The organism is Kitasatospora sp. NPDC059160 (assembly GCF_042755465.1).
Classification (GTDB): Bacteria; Actinomycetota; Actinomycetes; order Streptomycetales; family Streptomycetaceae; genus Kitasatospora.
In genome coordinates, this window is record NZ_JBHZCN010000007.1 from 13,684 (window position 1) to 33,534 (window position 19,851).

Annotated in this window: 14 protein-coding genes and 1 pseudogene; 5 read left to right on the forward strand and 10 right to left on the reverse strand. The window is 70.6% G+C overall.

The features are described from left to right. Nucleotides 1-70: 70 nt before the first annotated feature. Nucleotides 71-2,386, forward strand: a complete 2,316-nt coding sequence (locus ACFXOZ_RS04260) for a hypothetical protein (RefSeq protein ID WP_380587328.1) — start codon at nt 71-73, stop codon at nt 2,384-2,386. Between the two features lie 617 nt (nt 2,387-3,003). Here ACFXOZ_RS04260 and ACFXOZ_RS04265 read toward each other — a convergent pair. Continuing rightward, nucleotides 3,004-3,177 (reverse strand): hypothetical protein, encoded by a 174-nt coding sequence (locus ACFXOZ_RS04265; RefSeq protein WP_380525943.1) that lies wholly within the window; start codon nt 3,175-3,177, stop codon nt 3,004-3,006. Nucleotides 3,178-3,190: 13 nt separating this feature from the next. Beyond that, nucleotides 3,191-3,580, reverse strand: a complete 390-nt coding sequence (locus ACFXOZ_RS04270; RefSeq protein WP_380525944.1) for a hypothetical protein — start codon at nt 3,578-3,580, stop codon at nt 3,191-3,193. Between the two features lie 346 nt (nt 3,581-3,926). Here ACFXOZ_RS04270 and ACFXOZ_RS04275 point away from each other — a divergent pair, with 346 nt between their 5' ends. After that, nucleotides 3,927-4,058: a hypothetical protein gene (locus ACFXOZ_RS04275; RefSeq protein WP_380525945.1), complete on the forward strand. Its 132-nt coding sequence runs from the start codon at nt 3,927-3,929 to the stop codon at nt 4,056-4,058. A 102-nt stretch (nt 4,059-4,160) separates the two neighbouring features. Here ACFXOZ_RS04275 and ACFXOZ_RS04280 read toward each other — a convergent pair whose 3' ends face one another. Both ACFXOZ_RS04280 and ACFXOZ_RS04285 read right to left on the reverse strand, forming a co-directional pair. Beyond that, on the reverse strand, nt 4,161-4,586 hold the full coding sequence (locus ACFXOZ_RS04280; RefSeq protein WP_380587331.1) for a hypothetical protein: 426 nt from the start codon (nt 4,584-4,586) through the stop codon (nt 4,161-4,163). A gap of 257 nt (nt 4,587-4,843) precedes the next feature. Beyond that, on the reverse strand, nt 4,844-6,181 hold the full coding sequence (locus ACFXOZ_RS04285; RefSeq protein WP_380525948.1) for a hypothetical protein: 1,338 nt from the start codon (nt 6,179-6,181) through the stop codon (nt 4,844-4,846). A gap of 915 nt (nt 6,182-7,096) precedes the next feature. On the opposite strand from ACFXOZ_RS04285, the gene ACFXOZ_RS04290 reads away from it, so the two are divergent. Then, nucleotides 7,097-8,371, forward strand: coding sequence for a hypothetical protein (locus tag ACFXOZ_RS04290; protein WP_380526004.1), 1,275 nt, complete (start codon nt 7,097-7,099; stop codon nt 8,369-8,371). Nucleotides 8,372-8,674: 303 nt separating this feature from the next. Here the strand turns inward: ACFXOZ_RS04290 and ACFXOZ_RS04295 are convergent, their stop codons facing one another. The 3 genes from ACFXOZ_RS04295 to ACFXOZ_RS04305 form a co-directional block, all read right to left on the reverse strand. Further along, nucleotides 8,675-9,373 (reverse strand): hypothetical protein, encoded by a 699-nt coding sequence (locus ACFXOZ_RS04295; RefSeq protein ID WP_380587333.1) that lies wholly within the window; start codon nt 9,371-9,373, stop codon nt 8,675-8,677. 1,643 nt (nt 9,374-11,016) lie between these two features. Further along, complete coding sequence (locus tag ACFXOZ_RS04300) at nt 11,017-11,406, reverse strand: peptidoglycan-binding protein (protein ID WP_380525952.1); 390 nt, start codon at nt 11,404-11,406, stop codon at nt 11,017-11,019. A gap of 215 nt (nt 11,407-11,621) precedes the next feature. After that, on the reverse strand, nt 11,622-12,026 hold the full coding sequence (locus ACFXOZ_RS04305; protein WP_380525954.1) for a peptidoglycan-binding protein: 405 nt from the start codon (nt 12,024-12,026) through the stop codon (nt 11,622-11,624). Nucleotides 12,027-13,806: 1,780 nt separating this feature from the next. Here ACFXOZ_RS04305 and ACFXOZ_RS04310 point away from each other — a divergent pair. Beyond that, nucleotides 13,807-14,658 (forward strand): ribosome-inactivating family protein, encoded by an 852-nt coding sequence (locus tag ACFXOZ_RS04310; protein WP_380525958.1) that lies wholly within the window; start codon nt 13,807-13,809, stop codon nt 14,656-14,658. A 624-nt stretch (nt 14,659-15,282) separates the two neighbouring features. Next, a complete protein-coding gene (locus ACFXOZ_RS04315; protein WP_380525960.1) occupies nt 15,283-15,768 on the forward strand; it encodes a hypothetical protein in 486 nt (161 codons plus the stop codon). Here the strand turns inward: ACFXOZ_RS04315 and ACFXOZ_RS04320 are convergent. From ACFXOZ_RS04320 to ACFXOZ_RS04330, 3 genes and pseudogenes are all read right to left on the reverse strand, one after another. Further along, nucleotides 15,761-16,288, reverse strand: a pseudogene (locus tag ACFXOZ_RS04320) (transposase); the annotation flags it as partial. The gene ACFXOZ_RS04315 and the pseudogene ACFXOZ_RS04320 overlap by 8 nt on opposite strands. Before the next feature lie 1,336 nt (nt 16,289-17,624). Next, nucleotides 17,625-18,608, reverse strand: a complete 984-nt coding sequence (locus ACFXOZ_RS04325; RefSeq protein WP_380587335.1) for an alpha/beta hydrolase — start codon at nt 18,606-18,608, stop codon at nt 17,625-17,627. A 93-nt stretch (nt 18,609-18,701) separates the two neighbouring features. Continuing rightward, entirely contained in the window at nt 18,702-19,769 is a 1,068-nt protein-coding gene (locus tag ACFXOZ_RS04330) for an alcohol dehydrogenase catalytic domain-containing protein (protein ID WP_375896590.1), read from the reverse strand. Nucleotides 19,770-19,851: the final 82 nt, after the last annotated feature.

Consider the following 19,851-nt stretch of genomic DNA (forward strand, 5'->3'; position numbering starts at 1 on the left):
AAATGCGCTGGGCGGGCTGGACCTGCCTGCCTACGGCACGCCGGCTCCCCGCACCTGGCAGGATCAACAGGTGGCCTTCTCCTACCTGTCGCTACAGTCCTTCGTCCGCCCTCCCAGGCTGCTGGTCCTCGCCCCCGAGGGCGAGGACTGGGTGGCGATGTCAGCAGCCGCGCTGGGCGCAGTCGGCAAGGTCTGGGGAGGCTGCGCGAGCGCCGTCGTCCCGGTCAGCGCCGCAAGTCATGCGGCCCTCGCGCCCTTCCTCTCCCGATACCAGCCCGACCACATCCTGGAATACCAGCCCACGTGGACGACGGCTGACCTGATTCATCCAGGCATCCTGGAACGGGAGCTGAGGGGACTCGACCTGGATGAGCAGAGCTTTTCCTTTAACAAGGAGCTGCTGGCACGCGATACCTGGGACGGTCACGCCGATGGAGCAGCCCTGCAGGTAGCCGCAGAACGGCTGCGGGCGGCGCACGGCGTCAACAGCTTCGACCGTTCCCACCCTTGGCTGTTCCACCTCGCTGACGATCCCGACAAAAGCGGCTTCACCGCCCTCAAGGACGTCACCTCGCAGCCGACCGGCGGCGTGCCGATCGGGCAGATCCGCACGCCTGCAGCCCTGTCCGCCGCAGCACGGCTCGGTGTCCTCCTCGCGGCGGCCGGCGACGAGGCGCAGGCTACCGAGTCCGACACGGACTGGCTCGCGCAGGTCGCCGGGACCCCGTGGAACGCCGACGACACAGCAAGCCCCTTCGATACGGCCGCCGCGCTGTGCGCACGAATCCACCGCGGCTACGACACGGACCGGTCAAGCGATGTCGTCGTGCTCGGCGAGCGGCCCGAGGACTTCGCGCTGGCCCAACTCGCCCGCCAGGTTTACGGCGCCGCGCGCTGGCTGCCCGGGAGCGCGCTGGCCTGGCGTCATCTGCCCCTCTCCCGGCGCCCAGAGCCGGTCACCGTGGTCAGCGCATCCCTGTCGGAAGAGGAAATCCGCGCTCATCTGACCGACCGCTGGAACGCCCGCGGCATCCGGATGCACGGCGAGGACAGCATGCCGGTCACGATCGTTTCCCCCGGCGAGCTCCGGCCGACCGGCCGCGACCAGGTCGCGCTACTCAACGCCTGGGACATGCCGCTGTCCCTCCCGATGGAGGAGACCTCGGACGGATCCCTGGTCTCGGCCGTGCGGATGCCCATCCAGGTCCCTGCCCCGCTCGACGCGGCACGGCACCGCTGGCAGGTGGGGATGATCTCCACCAGCCACCCCGTCCCGCCCCTTTCCGACCTGTTCGGCCCCAGCTTGGTAGCAGCCGGCGACGAGCGGGAGACATTCGTGCGAGCCGCGGACGGCGGGATCACCTACGCCTCCACCCGGGTCGACTTCGTCCCAGCCGGTGCGTCGCTGGCCGGCTCCCTCGCCGGGCCCAGACTCGTTTGGCCCTCCCTTGAGCGGATTCTGCGCCTCACCGGCGAGCCCGACGAGGTACGCCCCAGCCCCGCCGGGAAACGAGCCCGAGTCGCGAGGCGGCTGCTCGGGTCACGCTCTGCCGTCGAAGCCCTGGCCGCACCAGCGCCGTGGGCGCTGCTGTCGCACTGGCTGCCCGGCCACAACCGCTCGGCCCTTCCAGCAAACAGTGCCTGGGAGCTCAAGTCCGGGGTGTTCCTGACGTGGGAGGCCATCGCCGCCGCTTCCGGCGACTGGGCCCAGGCAGAGCTACGGGCGCGGATCGACGCGTGGAGCACCTGCGGGCTCCTGCGCCGCGGACTGGTGCTCGGCTGCCACGACTGCCCACGGGTCGAGTTCTACCCCATCGCCGAAGTGGCACAGCAATACACCTGCCGGCGCTGCGGCAGCAGCAACACGCTCGAGCAACCACGGTGGAAGCCAGCCCGCAACGAGCCCACCTGGTTCTACGAACTGCACCCGGCGATCACAGAGTTGATCGCCAACGACGGCAACTACGACCTGCTCGCCACCCAGTTCCTCCGCTCGAAGGCGTGGGCTGGCGCCTGCCTTGTCACCGAGGAGTTCGAGCTGGTCCAAAACGGCAAAGCCGTCGTGGAGTTCGACTTCGCCGCAGCGACCGTCGAGGGACTCTTCCTGGGCGAGTCCAAGAAGAACGACTGCCTCGCCGACTCCGCGAAAGCGACCCTCACCGAGCTCAACAAGCTCCTGAACGGATGCCGCACACTCGGCGCGACGCACCTGGTCCTGGCTACTCCCAAGAACGCCTGGAAGCAGGCGACCATCGACGCCATCGACAAGCAACTCCAAGGCGACGCGGCACACGGCGCCAGCAGCCCCCAAGTACTCCTCCTGACAGGCCTGGGCACCGACCCGAAGGTCCTGACCCTCGACGGCAAGCCGTTCACCATGGACTGAACCAGCCGGCTGCGAGCACCCGAGCCGACTCGGCCGAACCAGCGGCAGTCCAAGGACACGCACACACGAGCCGACACGAGGAGGCGTTCAGGTGGTCATCCTGGCGAATCAAGATCAACAGCGTTGAGGCGATCCCACCCTCATACCTGTGGGTTTTCCCAACCGGACTGAACAGCAGTCCCAGATTCTGCAAAGCAACAGGCCACAGGCCTTGAAATGTCGATCATGACAGCAAAACCGCAGGCCCGGGAGCCAAGATTCAAAGTCCCGGATCCTGCAAGTCCAATGGTCAACACATGATCAATCGACAAGATCTTTCAAAGCAGCCGGGACGGAGCACCCGTGGTCGCGGGTCTGCCGTACACCCTGCACAACCGCATCCTGGTGGGCCTGTTCGCCCTCCCGGTCGGCGCCGTGCCGGCACTGGCCTGGAAACTCCAGCGGTGATCGGATGACGTTCCCCCGAGGGCCGGAAGGCCGTCGGACATGACCTGATAGACCGTGAGAAGGCAGCCGAGCGTGAGGCCCGCTGTCCTGTCTGCGCCGGCTGTCCAGGAACTTCTTCCAGCCCCCGGCCAGAAATCGGCCGGGGGCTGGAGTGCGCACCTTGGTTCCGATCAGTTGCCCTCGTCGCGATCCCTTGGCGAGGGCAACTTGTCTATCAGCAGGGCATAGAGGCCACTCAGAACGAAGATGGCGGCGCACTGCGCCAAGTCGTTTCCGCTCAGCAGCTTGACAACCCCGATGAGCCCAGCCGTCCAGACGAGCGTGGCAATTATCTTGATCGCCATTGCATGCTCGCCGTTACGAGAAGGATGACAGGCAGGCTGTCGCCCCAGCGCCGACGACCTTTGCCGCGATATCCTTGGCAACATCCTTGCTGACATACTTGCCGATAACGAATGCCCCCGCTCCGCCGATCCCTGCCTTGAGAAGGCAATTCTTCACCATGTCAGTCATCTTTTTGCTTACCAGCAGCGATGCGCAGTCGTTCTCATCATGCTTCCATAGACACATTGACCGCCGCTCGCCGACCGGGTCGACCTGGGCGATGGGGGATACGTCCTTGACCTCAGTTATGACGGCTCGGCTCCCAACGGGCTGGCCTGTCGCGAACGCTGTACCCGCAGTGCCGGTCACGAGAATACCGCCGAGCAGGGCAGTAGAAATTATGCCGGATATGGCGCGCTTCATTTGCAGATTCTCCATACGCTTCGGAGGAACGGTTCCGGCCAGGACCCCATTCCTCATTGCCTGGGGTAAGACTAAGAATGGAAGATCCTTTGCGGGAAGGGATCCAGAGGTGCCCAGGGGGGTGCCCCGTGGATCGGCTGGTTCCCGGTGGGTTCTCGCAGGGAAGGGCCGCCCTGGTCGCGGAGACGACGGGACCGGTGCCGGTGGACGTCTGTCCGGCGTCCTCGGTGGTGTCGCTGGACGGCGGGATGACGTTCACGAACAACGCGGTGGGCTGTGTGGAGGAAGGCCGCGGCTCCGGCGCCCGGCACCGCGCACCACCACCACGCCCCGGCACTCCCCCACGGTGCGCCCACGGCGCCCGGCCTGGCGCGACCCCGGCCGGATGCCCGGCGCCGTCCTCGCCAACGCCGGCGCCGCACTGGCCGTCACCCTGCTGCTGGCCCTGGTCCAGCACATCGAGATCACCTGGCACTGACACCCCGACAGGGGACCGGCCCGCCGCCCGCTCGGGGGCCCGGACGGCGACCGGTCCCCCTCAGTGTCCACAGGCCAGCGCCGCTGGGTGGCCAGTACCCGGCTACGCAGCTGCCGTGTCCTGGCCGCGATCCGAGCGGGTGTGGGCGAGCGCGATGATGACACGCGGGAACTGGTAGGCGACCAGGACGTCGACCGCGGCGGAGAAGCCGGTCATGTACCAGGAAAGGCGGCCCGGGTTTCCGACGGGGTAGGACACGCCCGCGAACCCGACGGCCATCACGAACAGCAGCAGGACCGTGATCAGGCGGCTTCCTGCGGTGCGGCCGCCCGAGGCGTCGATCCGGTGCAGCAACCGCGCGCAGGAGATCCCGCTCGTCGGCAGAACGATCGCGGCCAGCCAGCTGATCGGCCACGCTGTCCCGAGCGCGATCAGCCCGGCCGCCGCGCACGGCACGTTGACAGCCCACCAGAACACCACGACGGCCGACAGCACTACCCTGTGGCCGATGAACCGGGGGGCGCTCACCGACTACCTCCTGGGACAGGATCCTTGGCCAGGACGGTCCACTCGCCGCTCTCGTACACCTGCCAGTCGCTCATCAACGTCCTCCTCGCCTCTCGGGTGCATGCCAGTCTCGGGCAGGCGTCCCCGCTTGTGCGAACGAATCGGCGATCTCGTCCATGGAAGGCCCCGGTCGCCGACCGGCCGAATCCGGCCACCGCCCCGGGGGAGGTAGGGACGGTGGCCGCACTTGTACTACCGGCGATCAACCGGGCGTGACGTCAGTCGACGTTCACCCAGTACGGATCTTCCAGGGGCCAGGCCAGGATCCGGTCGTCGACGTAGAAGTCGCCGAGATCGGTGCCCGCCCCCCGGTTCTCGCCGTTCGCGATGTTGCGCACCGAAAAGTCCCATTCGATCGACGATGCGCCCTCGTAGGTGGAACTGAAGGGGTACTCGTCGCAGTCCTCGACCGAGGTGTTGTACGGCGGAAGACCGGTCGCGGCGTTGTAGTCCGGGCCCCACGGGTTGGCCCCGTCCTTCTGTCCGCATGCCGCCTTCTTCACCTGCTCGTTCGCCAGGGCGATCGCACCGCCCTTCCCTCGGCTCACCACGCGGTGCAGCGGCGCGCCCCGAGACCCGGCGGTCGGCGACCACTTGCCGGGGACCTTCTTGGGGTGGTTCTCCTTGGGGTAGGTGACGCCGTCGGTGGCCGGGGCGTTCTGCGCGTCGCGGATGTGCTGGCGGATGTTGGGACGGTTGTCGCCGTAGGTCAGCACCGGGAAGGCGTTGGTGTAGATGCAGGCGTGCGGGTAGCTCTTGTTGCGTTGCGTGAAGTAGTCCGCCGAGTCGCAGCGGATACCGATCGGGGGGCCCTCGCCGCGCTCGGTGCTCTGCTCGTATCCCGGGCTCGCGCCGTCCATGTAGAAGCGCCACTGGTGGAAGGCGACTTGGTCCTGGCCCTCGCCACCGCTGGAGGAGACGTCCCAGTAGACCCAGTCAGGGAAGTTGCTCCACTGGGCCCATTCCATCTTCGCCGGGGACCGCCCGACGCCGCACGTGGCAGTCGTGGGTTGATTGGCGCCCGGAACGCATTCGGGGGTGACTTCCAGCTTCAGGTTCGGGGCGACGGTCCGCTTCTCCAGAAAGTTCCACCCGTCGTAGTTGACCTGGCCGGTCTTGGCGCGAAAGAAGACGCGGGTGGCGCGGGTGTCGTTGTAGCCGATGGCGGCGGCCTGGAACTTGATCGTGTTGGTGCCCTTCAGGACGGGCTTGCCGTCCACCTTCTTGTAGTACCTGTTCTTGAATTCGTATTCCTGGCACCACCTGAACCGGTTGTAGACGCGACCGCCTGGGTTCTGGGCGTCCGACGAACCGAGACAGTCGTTCAACCACTCGGTGCCCGCGGGGTTGTCGGGAAAGATCGGCATCTCCGCCGTCCCCTTGCCGTTCGTGCTGCGCTGAGCAACGTCGCCGGGCTGGGCCGTGTACTCGATGCCCGGGCCCGACGCGGCAGGCTTGGGGCCTGCGGCGGCGGCCGGTGAGGAGCCCAGGGTGAGAAGGGCTGCGGTGAGGGCGAGTGCGGCTATAGCCGCCAGCAGTCGACTGACGCGTTTCAAAGGTGGTCCCCCCTATTTTCCGGTGGCAGGTAAATCCGCTCGGGATCGAACCGGCGTAGTGCCCGTCTGAGCCGGCCATAAATTGGTCTTCCGTGGTCGTCCTTCGGCCTGTTCGGGCCTCACGCCGCCGCCCGTCCTCGCGACGGCGCCCCCGCGGTCGGCAGGATGCGCGGGCACGGCGGCCGTCACTGGGCCGCCGAAGGCGACAGCGGCTGCCGGCGTCGCCCTTGACAGGGCCCTGCACCGCCTCTTCGGTCTTCGGTCTCGTCCTTCGTGGTTGCGATGCAAACCTGATAAGGGCGGTTCGCTTTCTCCCTGTTTTCCGATTGGTTGCGTTCCGTGCCCGTGCTGGATGCGGTCGGGGATCATACGGACGCTGCCGGATCGGCTGTCGGAATCGAAGCTCCTCCTTCCAGCTCACCGCCAGCCACCCGCTGGATTCTCTTCTGTCATGCCGGCGATCGCCTGCCCCCCATGGTTCATAAGGCCGTTCCCGCCGGCGCGCAAACAGTCAAAGCGCCACGGCCGTTGAAGGCCCTAGGTTTCAGACTGCGCGAGATGGCCGAATACGTGACGGCTTGGTGGCGGCCGGCCGCGCCGGCAGACCATGAAATCCTTTCCGGCAGTCGCCGGCCGTCGAGGTGACGGCAGCGGAATCACGACCGAACAGCCAATCTGTCCGGCGGCGGTGGCGGATTGTAGCTCCGCCGATGAAATCCTGATGAACCTCGGTCAGGTCAAGAATTTCCTATAGCCGTTGAAAGGCAATGAGTTCCGCCTCGGACCGTCCGATTCCGTCATCGCCACTGCATCGCTGCCGACGCTAAATTCGCCTCACCGACCACCGCTCCCCACCACACAGCTGGCAGGGTTCCGGCCCGGGGCGTCACGGCACCCGGCCGAGGAAAGGGCATGATGAGCCACTTAGGAGCTTCCGGCCGCTGGGCCAGAGGGCTGATCGCCCTCACCACGGCCACTGCATCGACGCTCGCCGCCATGGTTGCCGTGGCCGGCCCCGCCGCCGCCCAGGACGCCACCCCCGCCGCCGGCGCCGGCGTCGTTCAGGCCGGGCAGTCCTGCACGGCGGCCGACCTGGGCAAGCGCCACCCGTTCATCAAGTCGACCGAAGTCGCCCCGACGATCACCCACTTCAAGGGCTGGTACGTCACCGCGGGCTCGACCGGCTACCAGAACGTCACCACCAGCACCCAGACCACCGTCTCGGTCTCCGTCGGCCTCAACGGCGAGATCAAGGGCGATTTCGCCGTCGAAGCCCTCGGCACCGTCGGTGCGATGCTGGGCCTGAACGTACAGGTGAACTACTCCTCCACCAGCAGCGAGTCGACCTCGGTCAGCTGGAACTTCAACGACCCCGGCTACTACGGCGTCTACAAGGGCACCAAGAAGGTCACCGGCACCTACGGAAGCCTCAACTGCAACCGCGTCCAACAGGGCGACGGCAGCTGGGCGCTGCAGTGGATCGAGGGACCGGACAGCGGCAGCTACACCACCTACACCACCCTCGAAGAGGGCGCGGTGCGCTGCGAGGACAAGGTGCCCGCCAACAGCATCATGCGCAAGGCGCAGGGTCTCCTGGACTGCGAGACCCCGCCCCGGGCCGGACACGCACCAGGGCCGGTGGCTTCCGCCAAGGCCACCGCGGCCAGGGACGCGGCAGCGAAGGGCACAGCGGGCAAGACGGCCACCTCGCGGGCCAGTGCGCCCGCCACGCGGGCCGCCCTGAACTGCCAACCTGACGTCTACAGGATCCACGTCCCCGGCAAGCCCCTGAACTGGAGTGCACCGCTCCTGGCCAACGATGGCGTCCGGCTGCGCGAATCCAACTGGACGAGCGCCCACCTGGACAACTGGCGGCTGTGCAACGTGACGGAGCGCAACGGGGTTGTCGAGGCGTCCCTGTGGAACTGGGGCAATGGCGGGTGCGCGACCATCCCGGCCAACATCGCCAACCAGGAGCAGGCCTACCTCACAACGGCCCCTTGCGGGGAGGACGACCTCCAGCGGTTCTCCATCTACCGCGACGTACCTGGCGGCTCGAAGATCGGCCTGCAGAACAAGTACACCGGCTCGATGCTGGGCCACGACCGCTACGCGGACGGGGAGTTGATCCGCCAGTACTCCAGCGGCAGGCAGGACGGTACGGGCACGTATGACCTGGTGAAGGTCTGACTCTTCCCCGCTTGACGCGGTGCCCCCGGCCCAGGCCGCCCGACTTCCCTCTCACGTGGACCGAGGTCGGACGGCCCGGGCCTACTCCACGGACATGCCGTAGGCGCCTGAGCGGCTCTGAGTTCCCGGCCGGGGCCCCCTTCGGCGGGCCCAGGCTGCGTTCTGGTGCGCGCGCACGATCGTGGAGTCGACCGAGACGATCCGCTCCGGGTCGCCCTCGGCGTCGGCCTGGGCGAGCAGGGCGGTGAAGACCCGCTCCCAGGGTGACCACCCGCGGCTGCGCCCAGAGCCGGTCGCGGCCGCTCAGTCCTGCGCCGCCGCCACGGCCACGGCCGTCGCCAGGGCGGCGGCGATCAGCCAGGCCAGCGCCGGCAGGCCCATGGTGAGGGCCTGTGGCCAGCGCCAGGCCAGCAGCCGCGCACCGGCGCCCCAGGTGAGGAGGAACAGCGGGACCAGGATCACCGTCTGGATCCTCCATGCCTTCAGGAACGCCCCGGCCAGGCCGCCGGCCAGCAGCGCCGTGCCCGCCGCGACCAGCAGCCCGATCCGGAACATCAGGGCCCACGGCGCGGTCTGCGGGTCGGTTCGGTGCCCCTGGTGGATGACCTCGGCCACCCGGCCCCGCCAGAAGCGCAGTTCCACGGTCGAGCCAACGTCCACCGCGTCGTAGAACGACTCGTCGACCGTGTAGGTGCGGCCCGGCGCGTTCTCCCGGAGAACCGCGAGGCGGTACGAGGTCGAGTCGCTGTCGGTGTCCACCCACTTCTTCGTCACCCGGCCGCTCTCGGGACGCAGGCAGTCCGCCTGTGCCACCCCGTCGGCCGTGGCACGGCAGACAGGTGCGTCGAGGTAGGCCCGGCCCTCGTCGTAGGCATCGTGGTAGCGGACGAAGCCGAACACCACGATCGCCAGCCCCAGCACGGCGATCAGGCCGCGCAGCACCTGACCCGCCGCCGGTCCGCGCCACGGGCGCCGGTCCCGCGGGCCGTCCGCCTTCCCCATGGGCCCCTCCTCCCCTGCCGGAGCATGCCATTGTGCCCCGGGCCTGGGGGGGGCGGCCGGTGCCCTCGGGCCGCCGCCAGGGCGACGGGACCCGGTCCGCACCCTGACAGGGTCTGCCTTGTGGGCCTTTGCCGGGTGACGCTCCCCAGACTCCGGCCCGGAGGTGTCCCCGTCGCGGTGGCTCCCCCGCCTGCTTGGGATGCGCGCACCCCCCGACGATCTCCGCCAGGCACGGCGCGCCCTGGTAGCGGTGCGTGCCGAGCGGGCCGCCTTCCTGGCCGGCCTGCCGCGGTGGGACGGCGACCTGGCCGCCGCCCGGCAAGGGGTGAGCGAGGAGCAGCACGCCGAGTCCTCCCGGCTGGAGGAGGCCGAACGGCAGGCCGCCCACGCAGCCACGGGGCACCCGTTCCGGGCGCAGCTCCCGGTCGGGGACCGGGAGCTGCGCCCGCACCCGACTCATGCGCATCGACGACACGGCCCCGGGCGCGACGGCGCAGCGGCTCCCCGGGGCGACCCCGACGGCGGACAGGCCGACGGGCCCGAAGGCGCCGACCACCACCGAACGGTGACGGGCGCCTTCGGGCGTCCGTCTTCTCCTGGTCGACGTGGATGTCCAGGAGCGAGCTGCCCATGATGCCCGGGCTCCGGATCGCTTCGTCTACGAACACACCTGCGCCTGACGCGGGCCCCGCCCCGCCGAAATCCCGTTGGTGACGCCCCGTCGGATCGGCACGGTCACGGGCATGGCCATCCCGATCGTGCTCGACATGGAGACCGGCGACCCCGACGACGTCTTCACCCTGTGCGCCCTCGCGACCCATCCGTGGGCACGCCTGGTGGCCGTGACGCTCACGCCCGGAACGGACGAGCAGGTCGGCGTCGTCAAGCACCTCCTCGCGCGCCTCGGGGTGAGCGCACCGGTCGGCGCGCACCGGCCCGGCGCCGACGTGACGGCGGTGTCGGCCAGGACGCGACGCTGCTCACGGGGGCACCGCCGAAGAACCCCGGCACGCTCCTGGAACGGAAGCCGAACGTGCGCATCGCCGGCTGGGTCGCCCAGGGCGGCTTCGATGGACAACCAGCAGTCGCCGGCGCAGCGGCGGGCCCGGGGGCGAGCCCGGGTGCCGGCCCGGCAGGGCGGCCCTGCGGCTGGACGGACGACCGCCCGGCGGCACCCGGCCGCCGGGGCCGTCAACCGGCGCCACAGGCCCACCTGGCCCGACAGCGCACCAACCACCACCGGGACAACAGGGGCGCGCAGAGGGATGTCGGATTTTCCGGCCCCGGCGACGGGCCGGTTGAGCTGCACCGATGCCGTCGACCGCCCGGGTCCGGGGTGCCGGCATCGGGAGCCGCATCGGGAGTCACAGCAGGAGCTACGGCAGGAGTCGCGTCGGGATGGCGCCGGTGCTGTCGCGGTCGGTGTCGTTGCGCACGGCTTCCGCGAGGCCCCGCGTTAGGTCGGGCACGTCGAAAGGGGTTCCGCAGGATCTCTTCCTGCGCCTTCGTCAGCGCGCGCATGTGGGGAGACGAGCGTGCCGCACACCGCTCTGGGGCGATACCGCCTCTCGACGCGGGTGAGCCCCGGACGGCTGCTGGGCGGTAGTCGTCCGGGGCTCACCCGCACCTTCCGGTTCCGGCTGTCAGCTGACCGTCGGGACGAACGGCCGGCACGAGCCGTTGGGTCCGGCGTACGGGTCGGTCCAGTCGTAGTTGAGCAGCTTGCTGCCCGTCTGCGGGCCGACGATGCCGTCCTGCTGCAGGTTGCCGTACACGTGCGCCTGGAAGTCCCGCACGGCGCCGTCCGTCTTCGGACCCCACTGGCTGTCCTCGTCGATGGTCGGGCTGCTGCCCGCGCGCAGGTAGTCGTTGACGAGGTGTTGCACGCACCACACCCCGGTGCCCGAGGTGGTGTGGCCGTAGCCGAGCCAGGGTGCGGTGGTCGACGCCTGCGCGGTACCGGTCAGCCCGACCGTGGCGAGCGTGAGGGCAGCGGCGGCCACGAGACCGCGGCCGATGACATTCTTGATCATGTGGGTTCCTTGGGTGGTGATGGGGAGGATCGTTTCGTGCGGCCACGGACGGACCGGCGAGTCCGCCGTTGTCGGCCGCCGTCGCGTGATGGCAGCTGGGCCCCGGGGCCGACGATCTGACGGCTCGTCGTTTTCCGGTCGGCCGTCAGGCGGCGGGCGTTCGCTGTTCGGGCCTGTGGCCGCCTGCGGAGGTGTCACGGCCAAGGGCGGAGCCGTCAGCCGTGGGTGGGCAGCACGTCGTAGCAGCTGCTGACCGGAAGGCCGTACCCGCTCTGGGGGTTGTTGTTCTTGGAGATGTCGATCTGGAGCGCCTGCCAGAGCTTGTCACCGGTGTCCGGCCCGACGATGCCGTCGGCCTTGAGGCCGGAGTCGTGCTGGAACTGCTGGAGCTGGGCGAGCGTGTCCGGCCCGAACGAGCCGTCGACGGGCCACACGTGCGCGCTGCTCCAGGTGGCCCAGTTGATGCCGACCTGCACGCAGTAGACCTGGAAGCCGTTCTGGCCCTGGGTGATGTAGGACGCGCCCGGGGTCGCGTCGGCCGTACCGGTGCCGGCGGTGAGGGCGGCGCCTGCCAGGGCGGCGGTGGCCAGGGTGGTGGCGATGCGCTTGCGGAAACTCATGACGTGGCTCCTCCGTAGTCGCCGCTCGCTGCGTGGGCTGCGGGCGGGCCGGCTTCGCAGGGGATGACGGGTGGCGCGGCTGCGCGGTGCGACCATCGGCATCCCGGCGCCGGGCTTGATCATCGTGCGGTCCGGTCGGCCCCACCCGCGACGGTTCGGCGTCTCAACACGCCCCTCCCCCGTCCCAACGGCCCGTCCCACCGAGCTCACCTGCGGACACTCCGCGGGCCTTCCCCCATCTTGAGACGGCCCCAGGCCAGTTGAGCCCTCCCGGCGGCCGGTTCGCCCCGGTGCGCGCGGCCGCCACGGCCTCACCACGCCGGGCCGGCATCCGAACACCACCCCGCACGACCCGATGCTTCTCAACCAACCGCAAACCCTCAGCCCGGGCGGAAGGCCGGGTCGTCGCCGAGGCCAGTGCGGTTGGCGGGGCCGGCTGCCCGCCCTCCCCGGCCCCGGCCCCGGCCCCGGCCCCGGCCCCGGCCCCGGCCCCGGCGGCGGAGGCCCCCGCCGCGGTGGTGAACTGGGGCTCGGCGCGGTGGGCGCGCAGCTCGGTGATCCGGCCCACCACCCGGGCATCGTGGGACGCGACGACTCAGCGGAACGCCGCCGCGCCGCGGCCGAGGGCTCCGCCGCGGGGCGCAGCGGGCCGTAGCGGGGCCAGCCCGGGTCGCCGCTGCCGGCGAAGGTGGTCCAGGCGCCGTGGACGCGGGCGGCGAGTGCGGTGGGTGCGGTGGGTGCGGCCGCCGGAGATCCGAGCGTGGGCCGCCGCCATGCGCGCCGTGCCGGTCTCGAACAGGGCCGCTCCGAGCCGGGCCGAGCGCAGTTCCGCCCGGTGTGTCGTCGGGGCGGGCCGTGCGGTGGGCGGTGAGGGCACCGTGCGGGTCGGTGTGCAGGCGGGCGGCGAGGGTGAGCAGGTCGGCTTCGGTGGTGGGTTCCAGCGCGTCCTGCGGTACGAGGGAGAGGTGGGCCTCCCGGGTGTTGGTGCCGATGGGCAGGTCGACGTCGCGGGTCGGTCCGTGGGCGAGGGCATCAGCCAGCTGGACGGGCAGGACCAGGCCGAACGGGCTGAGCCCGGCCAGCGGGTCGGCGGCGGTCGCGGTGCGCAGGCCGCGCACGGCCCCCGCCGGGGTCTTGACGAGCGGATCTTCCTGTCGGGGCACGGGGGGTAGGTCCTTTCGGCGGGCTCAGGGCTCAGGGGTCAAGGGTCAGGACAGGCGGGAGAATCCGGCCCACTGCTTGACGGCGAACGTCGGCCCGCTGCGTGCGACCCGCACTCGTTGGTCCGCGGGTTCCAGAAGTCGGTTGCCGGCCGGTGGCGTTGCTCCTGCCACGCGCCCCTTCGCCCGACCAGGTGCTCGTCGTGTGCACGACCCCCGCCGACTCCGCCTCCGAGCAGGCCCTGGCGCTCCTCGCGCGGGCGAGCGCCGCCCGCTCCCCTCCCCCGGGGACCGCCTCGGCTGAGGCCGTCGAGGCCGTGTGGCCGGCCGGTTCTCCGCCTGCCGCCGCTGACTCGACCCAACCGAGTCACACCGTTCCACGACCTGGTCAGCCAGAAGCTCGGGCAGGATCCGGCGTTGGACCGAGCGGCAGAGAGCGCACCTGCCGACGGCGCGTCCGTCCGGGAGCCGCAGCACACCTGATGCCCCTGTGCGCGCACGGGCGATGGCGTGTGCGCGGTGGGAACGAAGGGGTGTGAATCGGGTACTTAGGCTGAGCCGACCTCACCGAACGGGCCGCCACCAGGCCTCGATCCACCTGACGGGAACCCCTGAATCCTGTGAACCCCCTGAAGAAGCTGCACTCCGCGCTGATCTGCGTCGCCCTGGCCCTCGGGCTGGTGACCGGTCTCAGCGGCACCGCGTCGGCCACCAACTACCGAATCGTCGACTGGGACATCTCCCGGGTCACCGACGGCGGCCAGGAGCACGCTGCTCGGTACTACCACGCAGTCGACGGCCTGCACCAGAACACCTACGGGAACGCCACCCACGAGAACGCGGTCATGCAGACCACGACCGACCCCTCCCGGATCGTCCAGATCCGCATCCGCGACACCGGCGGCAACGAGCTCGTCTCCCTCTACTTCTGGGCCGACAACCTCTACCTGGCCGGCTTCTACGCCCCGTACGGCGGCGACGCCGCCTCCGGCCGGCACCACTTCTCCTTCGCCGACGGCCGCGACATGGGGGCCTCGCTCGGCGTCGGCACCCGCAGCCTGGTCCGGACCGGCAACTACACCAGCCTGCCCGGCGGCAACAACCGGGAGAACCTCCGGATCACCCCGGCCACGCTCTACAACGCGGCCTACGTGCTCGGCCACGCCACCGGCTACAACGACAGCGTCGGCGCGTCCCTGCTGCTCATGATCCAGGCGTTCTCCGAGGCAGCCCGCTTCGGCCCGATCTTCTCCCAGGTCTACAACAACATCTACAACCACAACGAGACCCCGCTCGGCCGGGACCTCGCCGGGCTGGAGAACCAGTGGGACGAGATCTCCCGCTTCGCCCACGACGTCCGCCGCAACGGTTCGTCCTACCTCAACCTCTTCGGCAACACCGTCCGCAACTTCAACGACCTGCGCACCCGGCTCTCCTTCGTCGAGGTGATGGGCTCCGTCGCCCAACTCTGATCCCTGATGGAAGGAGTCCTGGCCGGCCCGCTCCGCGCCGAACAGCACGGCCTGTCCGGCCGTCGGCTCCCGGTAGCCGTCGGCCGCGATGGCGGAGACGGGTCAGGCGGCCCGGTTGCGGGGGAAGCAGGGTCGCGCTGGAGTCGTCGAGTCCTTCCAGGAAGCCCCAGGACGCCGACACGGCACCGGCCGGCCCCAGCCCGACCCGGGGGCGGGGCACACCACGGCGTCCTGGCCGGCGGGCTCGCCGGCGGGGGCCTGCGGGCCGGAACGGATCCTCGGGGGTGACGGCAGCGGCGCAGCAGTGAACGGGGCGGCGGCCGGGGTCGAGCCCGGCGCGAGGCGGGACCGGGCGGGGGCGGACGAGGAGGACGACGGCCCGGGCAAGGCCACGAGGCCGCTGGGACGGGCCGGACGTCGACACCGTGCTCGGAAAGCACGAAAGACCCGACGGAGAAACCCTGCTGATTCCGTATCGATCATCAGCCGGGAAGCTCGGCCGTCGACAGCCACCGACAGCCGCCGGGCCGGGGGCTGCTGTCGGTGTTTCCGGGGGGTGCCTCTATGGGGTTCGTCAAGGAAATCGGGCTGCGTTCTGGAGCCGTGGGCGGGCAGCATGGTGGGATGCCGGATCTGCTGTGGGACGACGTCAGGAACTTCTTCGACCCTGACGTGATGGGTGCTCTGCCGGATGTGTTCGTGGAGGGCACCTCGGCGGCGGACTGGCAGGCGGTGTTCGATCTGGTCCGCTCGGATGGTTGGGCGTGGGAGTTCACGGAGGGCGGAGTCGCCGGGCCGTTGCCTCTGGCTGTGGAAGTACTGACGCGTCCGGCCGATGCCGAGACGGTCGAACTGCGGGTGTGGCCGGTCCCGGGCGTGCTGGCGATCTTCCGTCCGTGGTCTGCCGAGGGGATCGACTTCGATGTCGACCTCCGCGAGCTTCAGGGCCAGGAGGGAGTGGACGTCCTGTGCGGGCTCCTGACCGCGGTCGGCCGCCGGCTGGGCAAGCCCGTGGTCATGACCGCCGAAGGCGACTACGGGCACCCGGTGCTCGGGTTCGATCCCGACGCAGACCGCGTGCTCCTGATGGCGGACCCGCAGTTCAGGTGACCGCTTCGGCGGGCCGGGACTCGTAGAAGGTGCCGTCGCGGAGCATGGCGAACAGGACGTCGACTCGGCGTCTGGCCAGGCAGAGGAGGGCCTGGGTGTGGCGTTTGCCCTGGCCGATCTTCTTGTCGTAGTAGGTGCGGGAGGCCGGGTCGCCGAGCGGGGCGAATGCGGCCAGGAAGAATGCCCGTTTCAGCTGTTTGTTGCCCCTCCGGGAGGGTTGCTCGCCGCGTATGGAGGATCCGGAGCTGCGGGTCGCGGGGGCGAGGCCGGCGTAGGAGGCGAGGTGGGCGGCGGTCGGGAACGCGCTCGCGTCCCCGACGTCGATCAGGACGCGGGCGCCGGTCCGGGTGCCGATGCCGGGCATGGAGGTCAGGATCTGCGACAGCGGGTGTTCGTCCAGCAGTTCCTGGATCCGCTTCTCCAGGAGCTTGCGCTGGTCGAGGACGGCCCGCAGCGAGCCGGCCAGGCTCGGCACGATCAGCGCGGCCGCCTCGGTGCCCGGGACGACCACGGTCTGCTCTACGAAGAGCCTCCCAGCACGCTGGTGGTCCTGCCTCTATCAGCGGTCTACCGATGCCTCCGGCCCGGTGACACCACCCCCCGGATCATGCGAACTACAGGGGGGAACAGTCATGCCGGACCGGAGGCCGGGAGCCCCGTTGCGGGGCCACCAAGAAGGTAACGGGGGCTGGCTCCGGCTGCGGTGGTGTCAGGGGTGGGGGCTATGGTCCGTGCACCCGTTCATCGCTGGAGGGATGAGCCACCGATGGTCCGTGTCACGCCGCCGCGCCCGGTCGACATCGCCGCCGTCTTCCCGGAGTTGGCGCCGCTCGCCCGGCAGGCGGTCCGGCTGCATCCGCGCCCGGGCGCACCCGGCGTGCGCGACAGCTCGGTCGGCGGGCCGCTGCTGTGGCCCGCCGGTGAGCCGTGGCCGGTCTGCGCGGGGCCGCACCCGGAGGAGCACGACGGCGGGACCGCGGTGTCCGTCGCCGACGTCCGGCTTCGGCGGGCGCTGTACGGGACGACGGGCCGCACGGCGGAGCAGGACGCGGCGCTGGAGGCCACCTTCGCCGGGCACCCGTGGAGCGGGCGGCCGAACGCGATGCTGCCGGTCGCCCAGCTCTACGCGCGGGACGTACCGCTGCTGCCGTGTCCTGGGGACGCCGATGTGATGCAGGTGTTGTGGTGCCCGCTGGAACACGACCCCCAGTGGGCGCCGGCGCCGAAGGTTCTGTGGCGCTCCTCCGCCTTGGTAGGTGAGTTGCTGACCGCGCCGCCGCTACCCGCCGAGGTCGCCGGGCACGGCGGGTATCTGCCGGAGCCGTGCGTGTTGCACCCCGAGGTGGTGACGGAGTACCCGGCCCCGCTGGAGCTGGCGGACGGCCTCGCGGAGCGCATCGAGGGCTGGTGTGAGGGCTGGTGCGAGCGGGAGTTGGCCGGTACCGACCCGCTGTACCGCAATACCGGGGAGTACCGGGCCTACTACCGGTTCGAGCTGGCGGTGGCCCCCGGGTGGAAGGTCGGCGGCTGGGCCCCGTGTGCCTCCATGGACCCGTACACGGCGTACTGCGAGGAGTGCCGGGCCGTCATGCGGCCGTTGCTGACCATCGACCCCGACGTCGTGGGCGGCGGCGGCTGGGCCCCGTCGAGGACCGGCGCCTCGACTTCGACCTCGGGACAGCCATCGGGCGCGGCAACGTCCTCCAGCTCTACCGCTGCCCGCTCTCCCTGGAACACCCGTGCGTCGAGGTGGTGCAATGACTTCCGTCCCCCGGCCCGGGGCCGGGCGGCCGCGAGCCGGCCGGGGAACTCGGCGGGCGGTGTCCGTCGGGGTCGGTGTCAGGTGGGGTGCGGTGTCAGGTGGGGGCCGGTGTGGTGCGGAACTGGCGGGCGAGGTAGTCGAACCAGGTCCGGTGGAAGGTGGCGGCCAGTCGGGAGGCGGGGGCGATGAGGTCGAAGGCGTGGTAGGCGCCGGGGTAGAGGTGGAGCTCGACGGGGACGCCCTGGGCGCGCAGGCGGGTGGCGTAGCTGAGGTCCTCGTCCCGGAAGCAGTCGAGGTCGCCGACGGTGATGAAGGTGGGCGGCAGGGCTTCGAGGTCGGCGGCGCGGGCGGGGGCCGCGTACGGGCAGACGTCGTCGGTGCCGGCGCGGTCGCCCAGGATCGCCTGCCAGGCCAGGAGGTTGGTCGAGCGGTCCCAGATGCCGATGTCGGTGATCTCGTGGCTCGACGCGGTCCGGTTGCGGTCGTCGAGCATGGGATAGGTCAGTGACTGGAACAGGGGTGTCGCGCCGCCGCGGTCGCGGACCAGGAGGGCGGTGGCCGCCGCGATGCCTCCGCCGCCGCTCTGGCCGGCGATGCCGATGCGGGTGCCGTCCAGGCCCAGGGCGTCCGCCTCGCGGCCGAGCCACTGGTAGGCGGTGAAGCCGTCCTCGGCGGCGCCGGGGGCGGGTGTCTCCGGGGCGAGCCGGTAGTCGACGACAGCGACGGCGCAGCCGAGGCTCGCGCCCAGTCGGGTCAGCCACGGGTCGTCCTGGGCGGCGAAGCCGAGGACCTGTCCGCCGCCGTGGAACCAGAGCAGCACCGGCAGCGGTCCCGGCGCGGCCGTGGGCCGTAGCAGGCGGACCGGTACGTCGGGGCCGTCCGTTCGGCTCGCGAGGTGTTCCTCGATGGTGACCGACGGGTCGGCGGGAAGGCTGTCGGCGGCCGCTTCGGCCTGGGCGCGGAAGGCGGCGCGCGTCGTGGCGAGGTCGGTCAGGTCGAAGGCGCCGTTGGGGGTCATGGGGACCGCGTCGAGGGCCAGGCTCAGTTCCTGGTCCATCAGTCGGCGGGAATCGGGCATGGGTGTGCCTGCTCTTCGGGGGGACGGTTCGGACGGTTCAGAGGGTTCGGACGGTCAGGCCTGTTCGGACTGGTTCAGGCCGGTTCGGAGGGTTCAGGGGCGGAAGGCGTCGATGACGACGATGCCGGTGGGCCCGTACGTCTCCAGGGACTCCAGGACCTCGCTCGCCTCGTGGAGGCCGACGGTGCGCGAGACGATGCGGCCGGGGCTGAGCCGGCCGGCGGCGATCATGTTCAGCATCGTGCCGAAGCGCTGGCCCTGCATGCCGAAGGCGCTCAGGAACTCCAGTTCCTTGACCATCATGACGTCGACCGGCAGCGCGACGTCCCCCTGTTCCGCGGCGGTGGTGTGCCCGAGTTGGAGGTGGCGGCCGCGGGTGCGCAGGGAGAGCACGGAGTTGCGGCAGGCGGCGGCGATGCCGACGGCGTCGACCGACACGTGCGCGCCGCCGCCGGTGAGGGTCTTCACGGCCTCGACGGGGTCGGTCGCGGCCGCGTTGACGGTGTGGACGGCGCCGAGCGCGCGGGCGGCGTCCAGTTTGTCCTGCGTGATGTCGATCGCGATGACGTTGGCGCCGGTCGCCGCGGCGATCTCCACCGTCGACAGGCCCATGCCGCCGCCGGCGCCGTACACCGCGACCCATTCGCCGCCGCGGATCCGCGCCTGGTCGACGACCCCGTGGAAGGCCGTCATGTAGCGGCAGGCCAGCGCGGCGACGTCCACGAAACCGACGCCCTCGGGCACTTCGACCAGGTTGACGTCGGCGAAGCGGACCATGACGTACTCGGCGAAGGCGCCCCAGTAGGAGACCCCGGGCACGAGTGCGTCGACGTGGTCGCAGACGTGCTGGTTGCCGCTGCGGCACATCTCGCACGAGCCCTCGCCGGGGTTCATCGGGAAGATGACGCGGTCGCCCTCCTTCCACCCCCGAACCTCGCGGCCGACCTCCACGACGGTGCCGGCGAACTCGTGGCCGAGGACGAACGGGGCCTCGACCCGCGGCCCGCCCGTCCAGAACTGCCCGGCCCACAGGGCCCAGTCGGTCCGGCAGATCCCGTTCGCCCCGACGCGCACGATCGCGCCGTCCGGCGGGCAGACGGGGTCGGGCACGTCGCGGAGGACGAGCGGCTTGTGGAGTTCCTCGATGACTGCGGCGCGCATGGCGCGGCCTCCTCGTGCTGGGGGGAGAAGTTGCGGGAAGCGGGGGTGAGTTGGAGGGGAGCGGGGGTGAGTCGGGGGAATC

Coding starts and splice junctions, on each gene's coding strand:
- ACFXOZ_RS04265 (WP_380525943.1), bottom strand. CDS start 3,177: ATGGCGATCAAGATAATTGCCACGCTCGTCTGGACGGCTGGGCTCATC.
- ACFXOZ_RS04270 (WP_380525944.1), bottom strand. CDS start 3,580: ATGAAGCGCGCCATATCCGGCATAATTTCTACTGCCCTGCTCGGCGGT.
- ACFXOZ_RS04290 (WP_380526004.1), top strand. CDS start 7,097: ATGAGCCACTTAGGAGCTTCCGGCCGCTGGGCCAGAGGGCTGATCGCC.
- ACFXOZ_RS04295 (WP_380587333.1), bottom strand. CDS start 9,373: ATGGGGAAGGCGGACGGCCCGCGGGACCGGCGCCCGTGGCGCGGACCG.
- ACFXOZ_RS04300 (WP_380525952.1), bottom strand. CDS start 11,406: ATGATCAAGAATGTCATCGGCCGCGGTCTCGTGGCCGCCGCTGCCCTC.
- ACFXOZ_RS04305 (WP_380525954.1), bottom strand. CDS start 12,026: ATGAGTTTCCGCAAGCGCATCGCCACCACCCTGGCCACCGCCGCCCTG.
- ACFXOZ_RS04315 (WP_380525960.1), top strand. CDS start 15,283: ATGCCGGATCTGCTGTGGGACGACGTCAGGAACTTCTTCGACCCTGAC.
- ACFXOZ_RS04325 (WP_380587335.1), bottom strand. CDS start 18,608: ATGCCCGATTCCCGCCGACTGATGGACCAGGAACTGAGCCTGGCCCTC.
- ACFXOZ_RS04330 (WP_375896590.1), bottom strand. CDS start 19,769: ATGCGCGCCGCAGTCATCGAGGAACTCCACAAGCCGCTCGTCCTCCGC.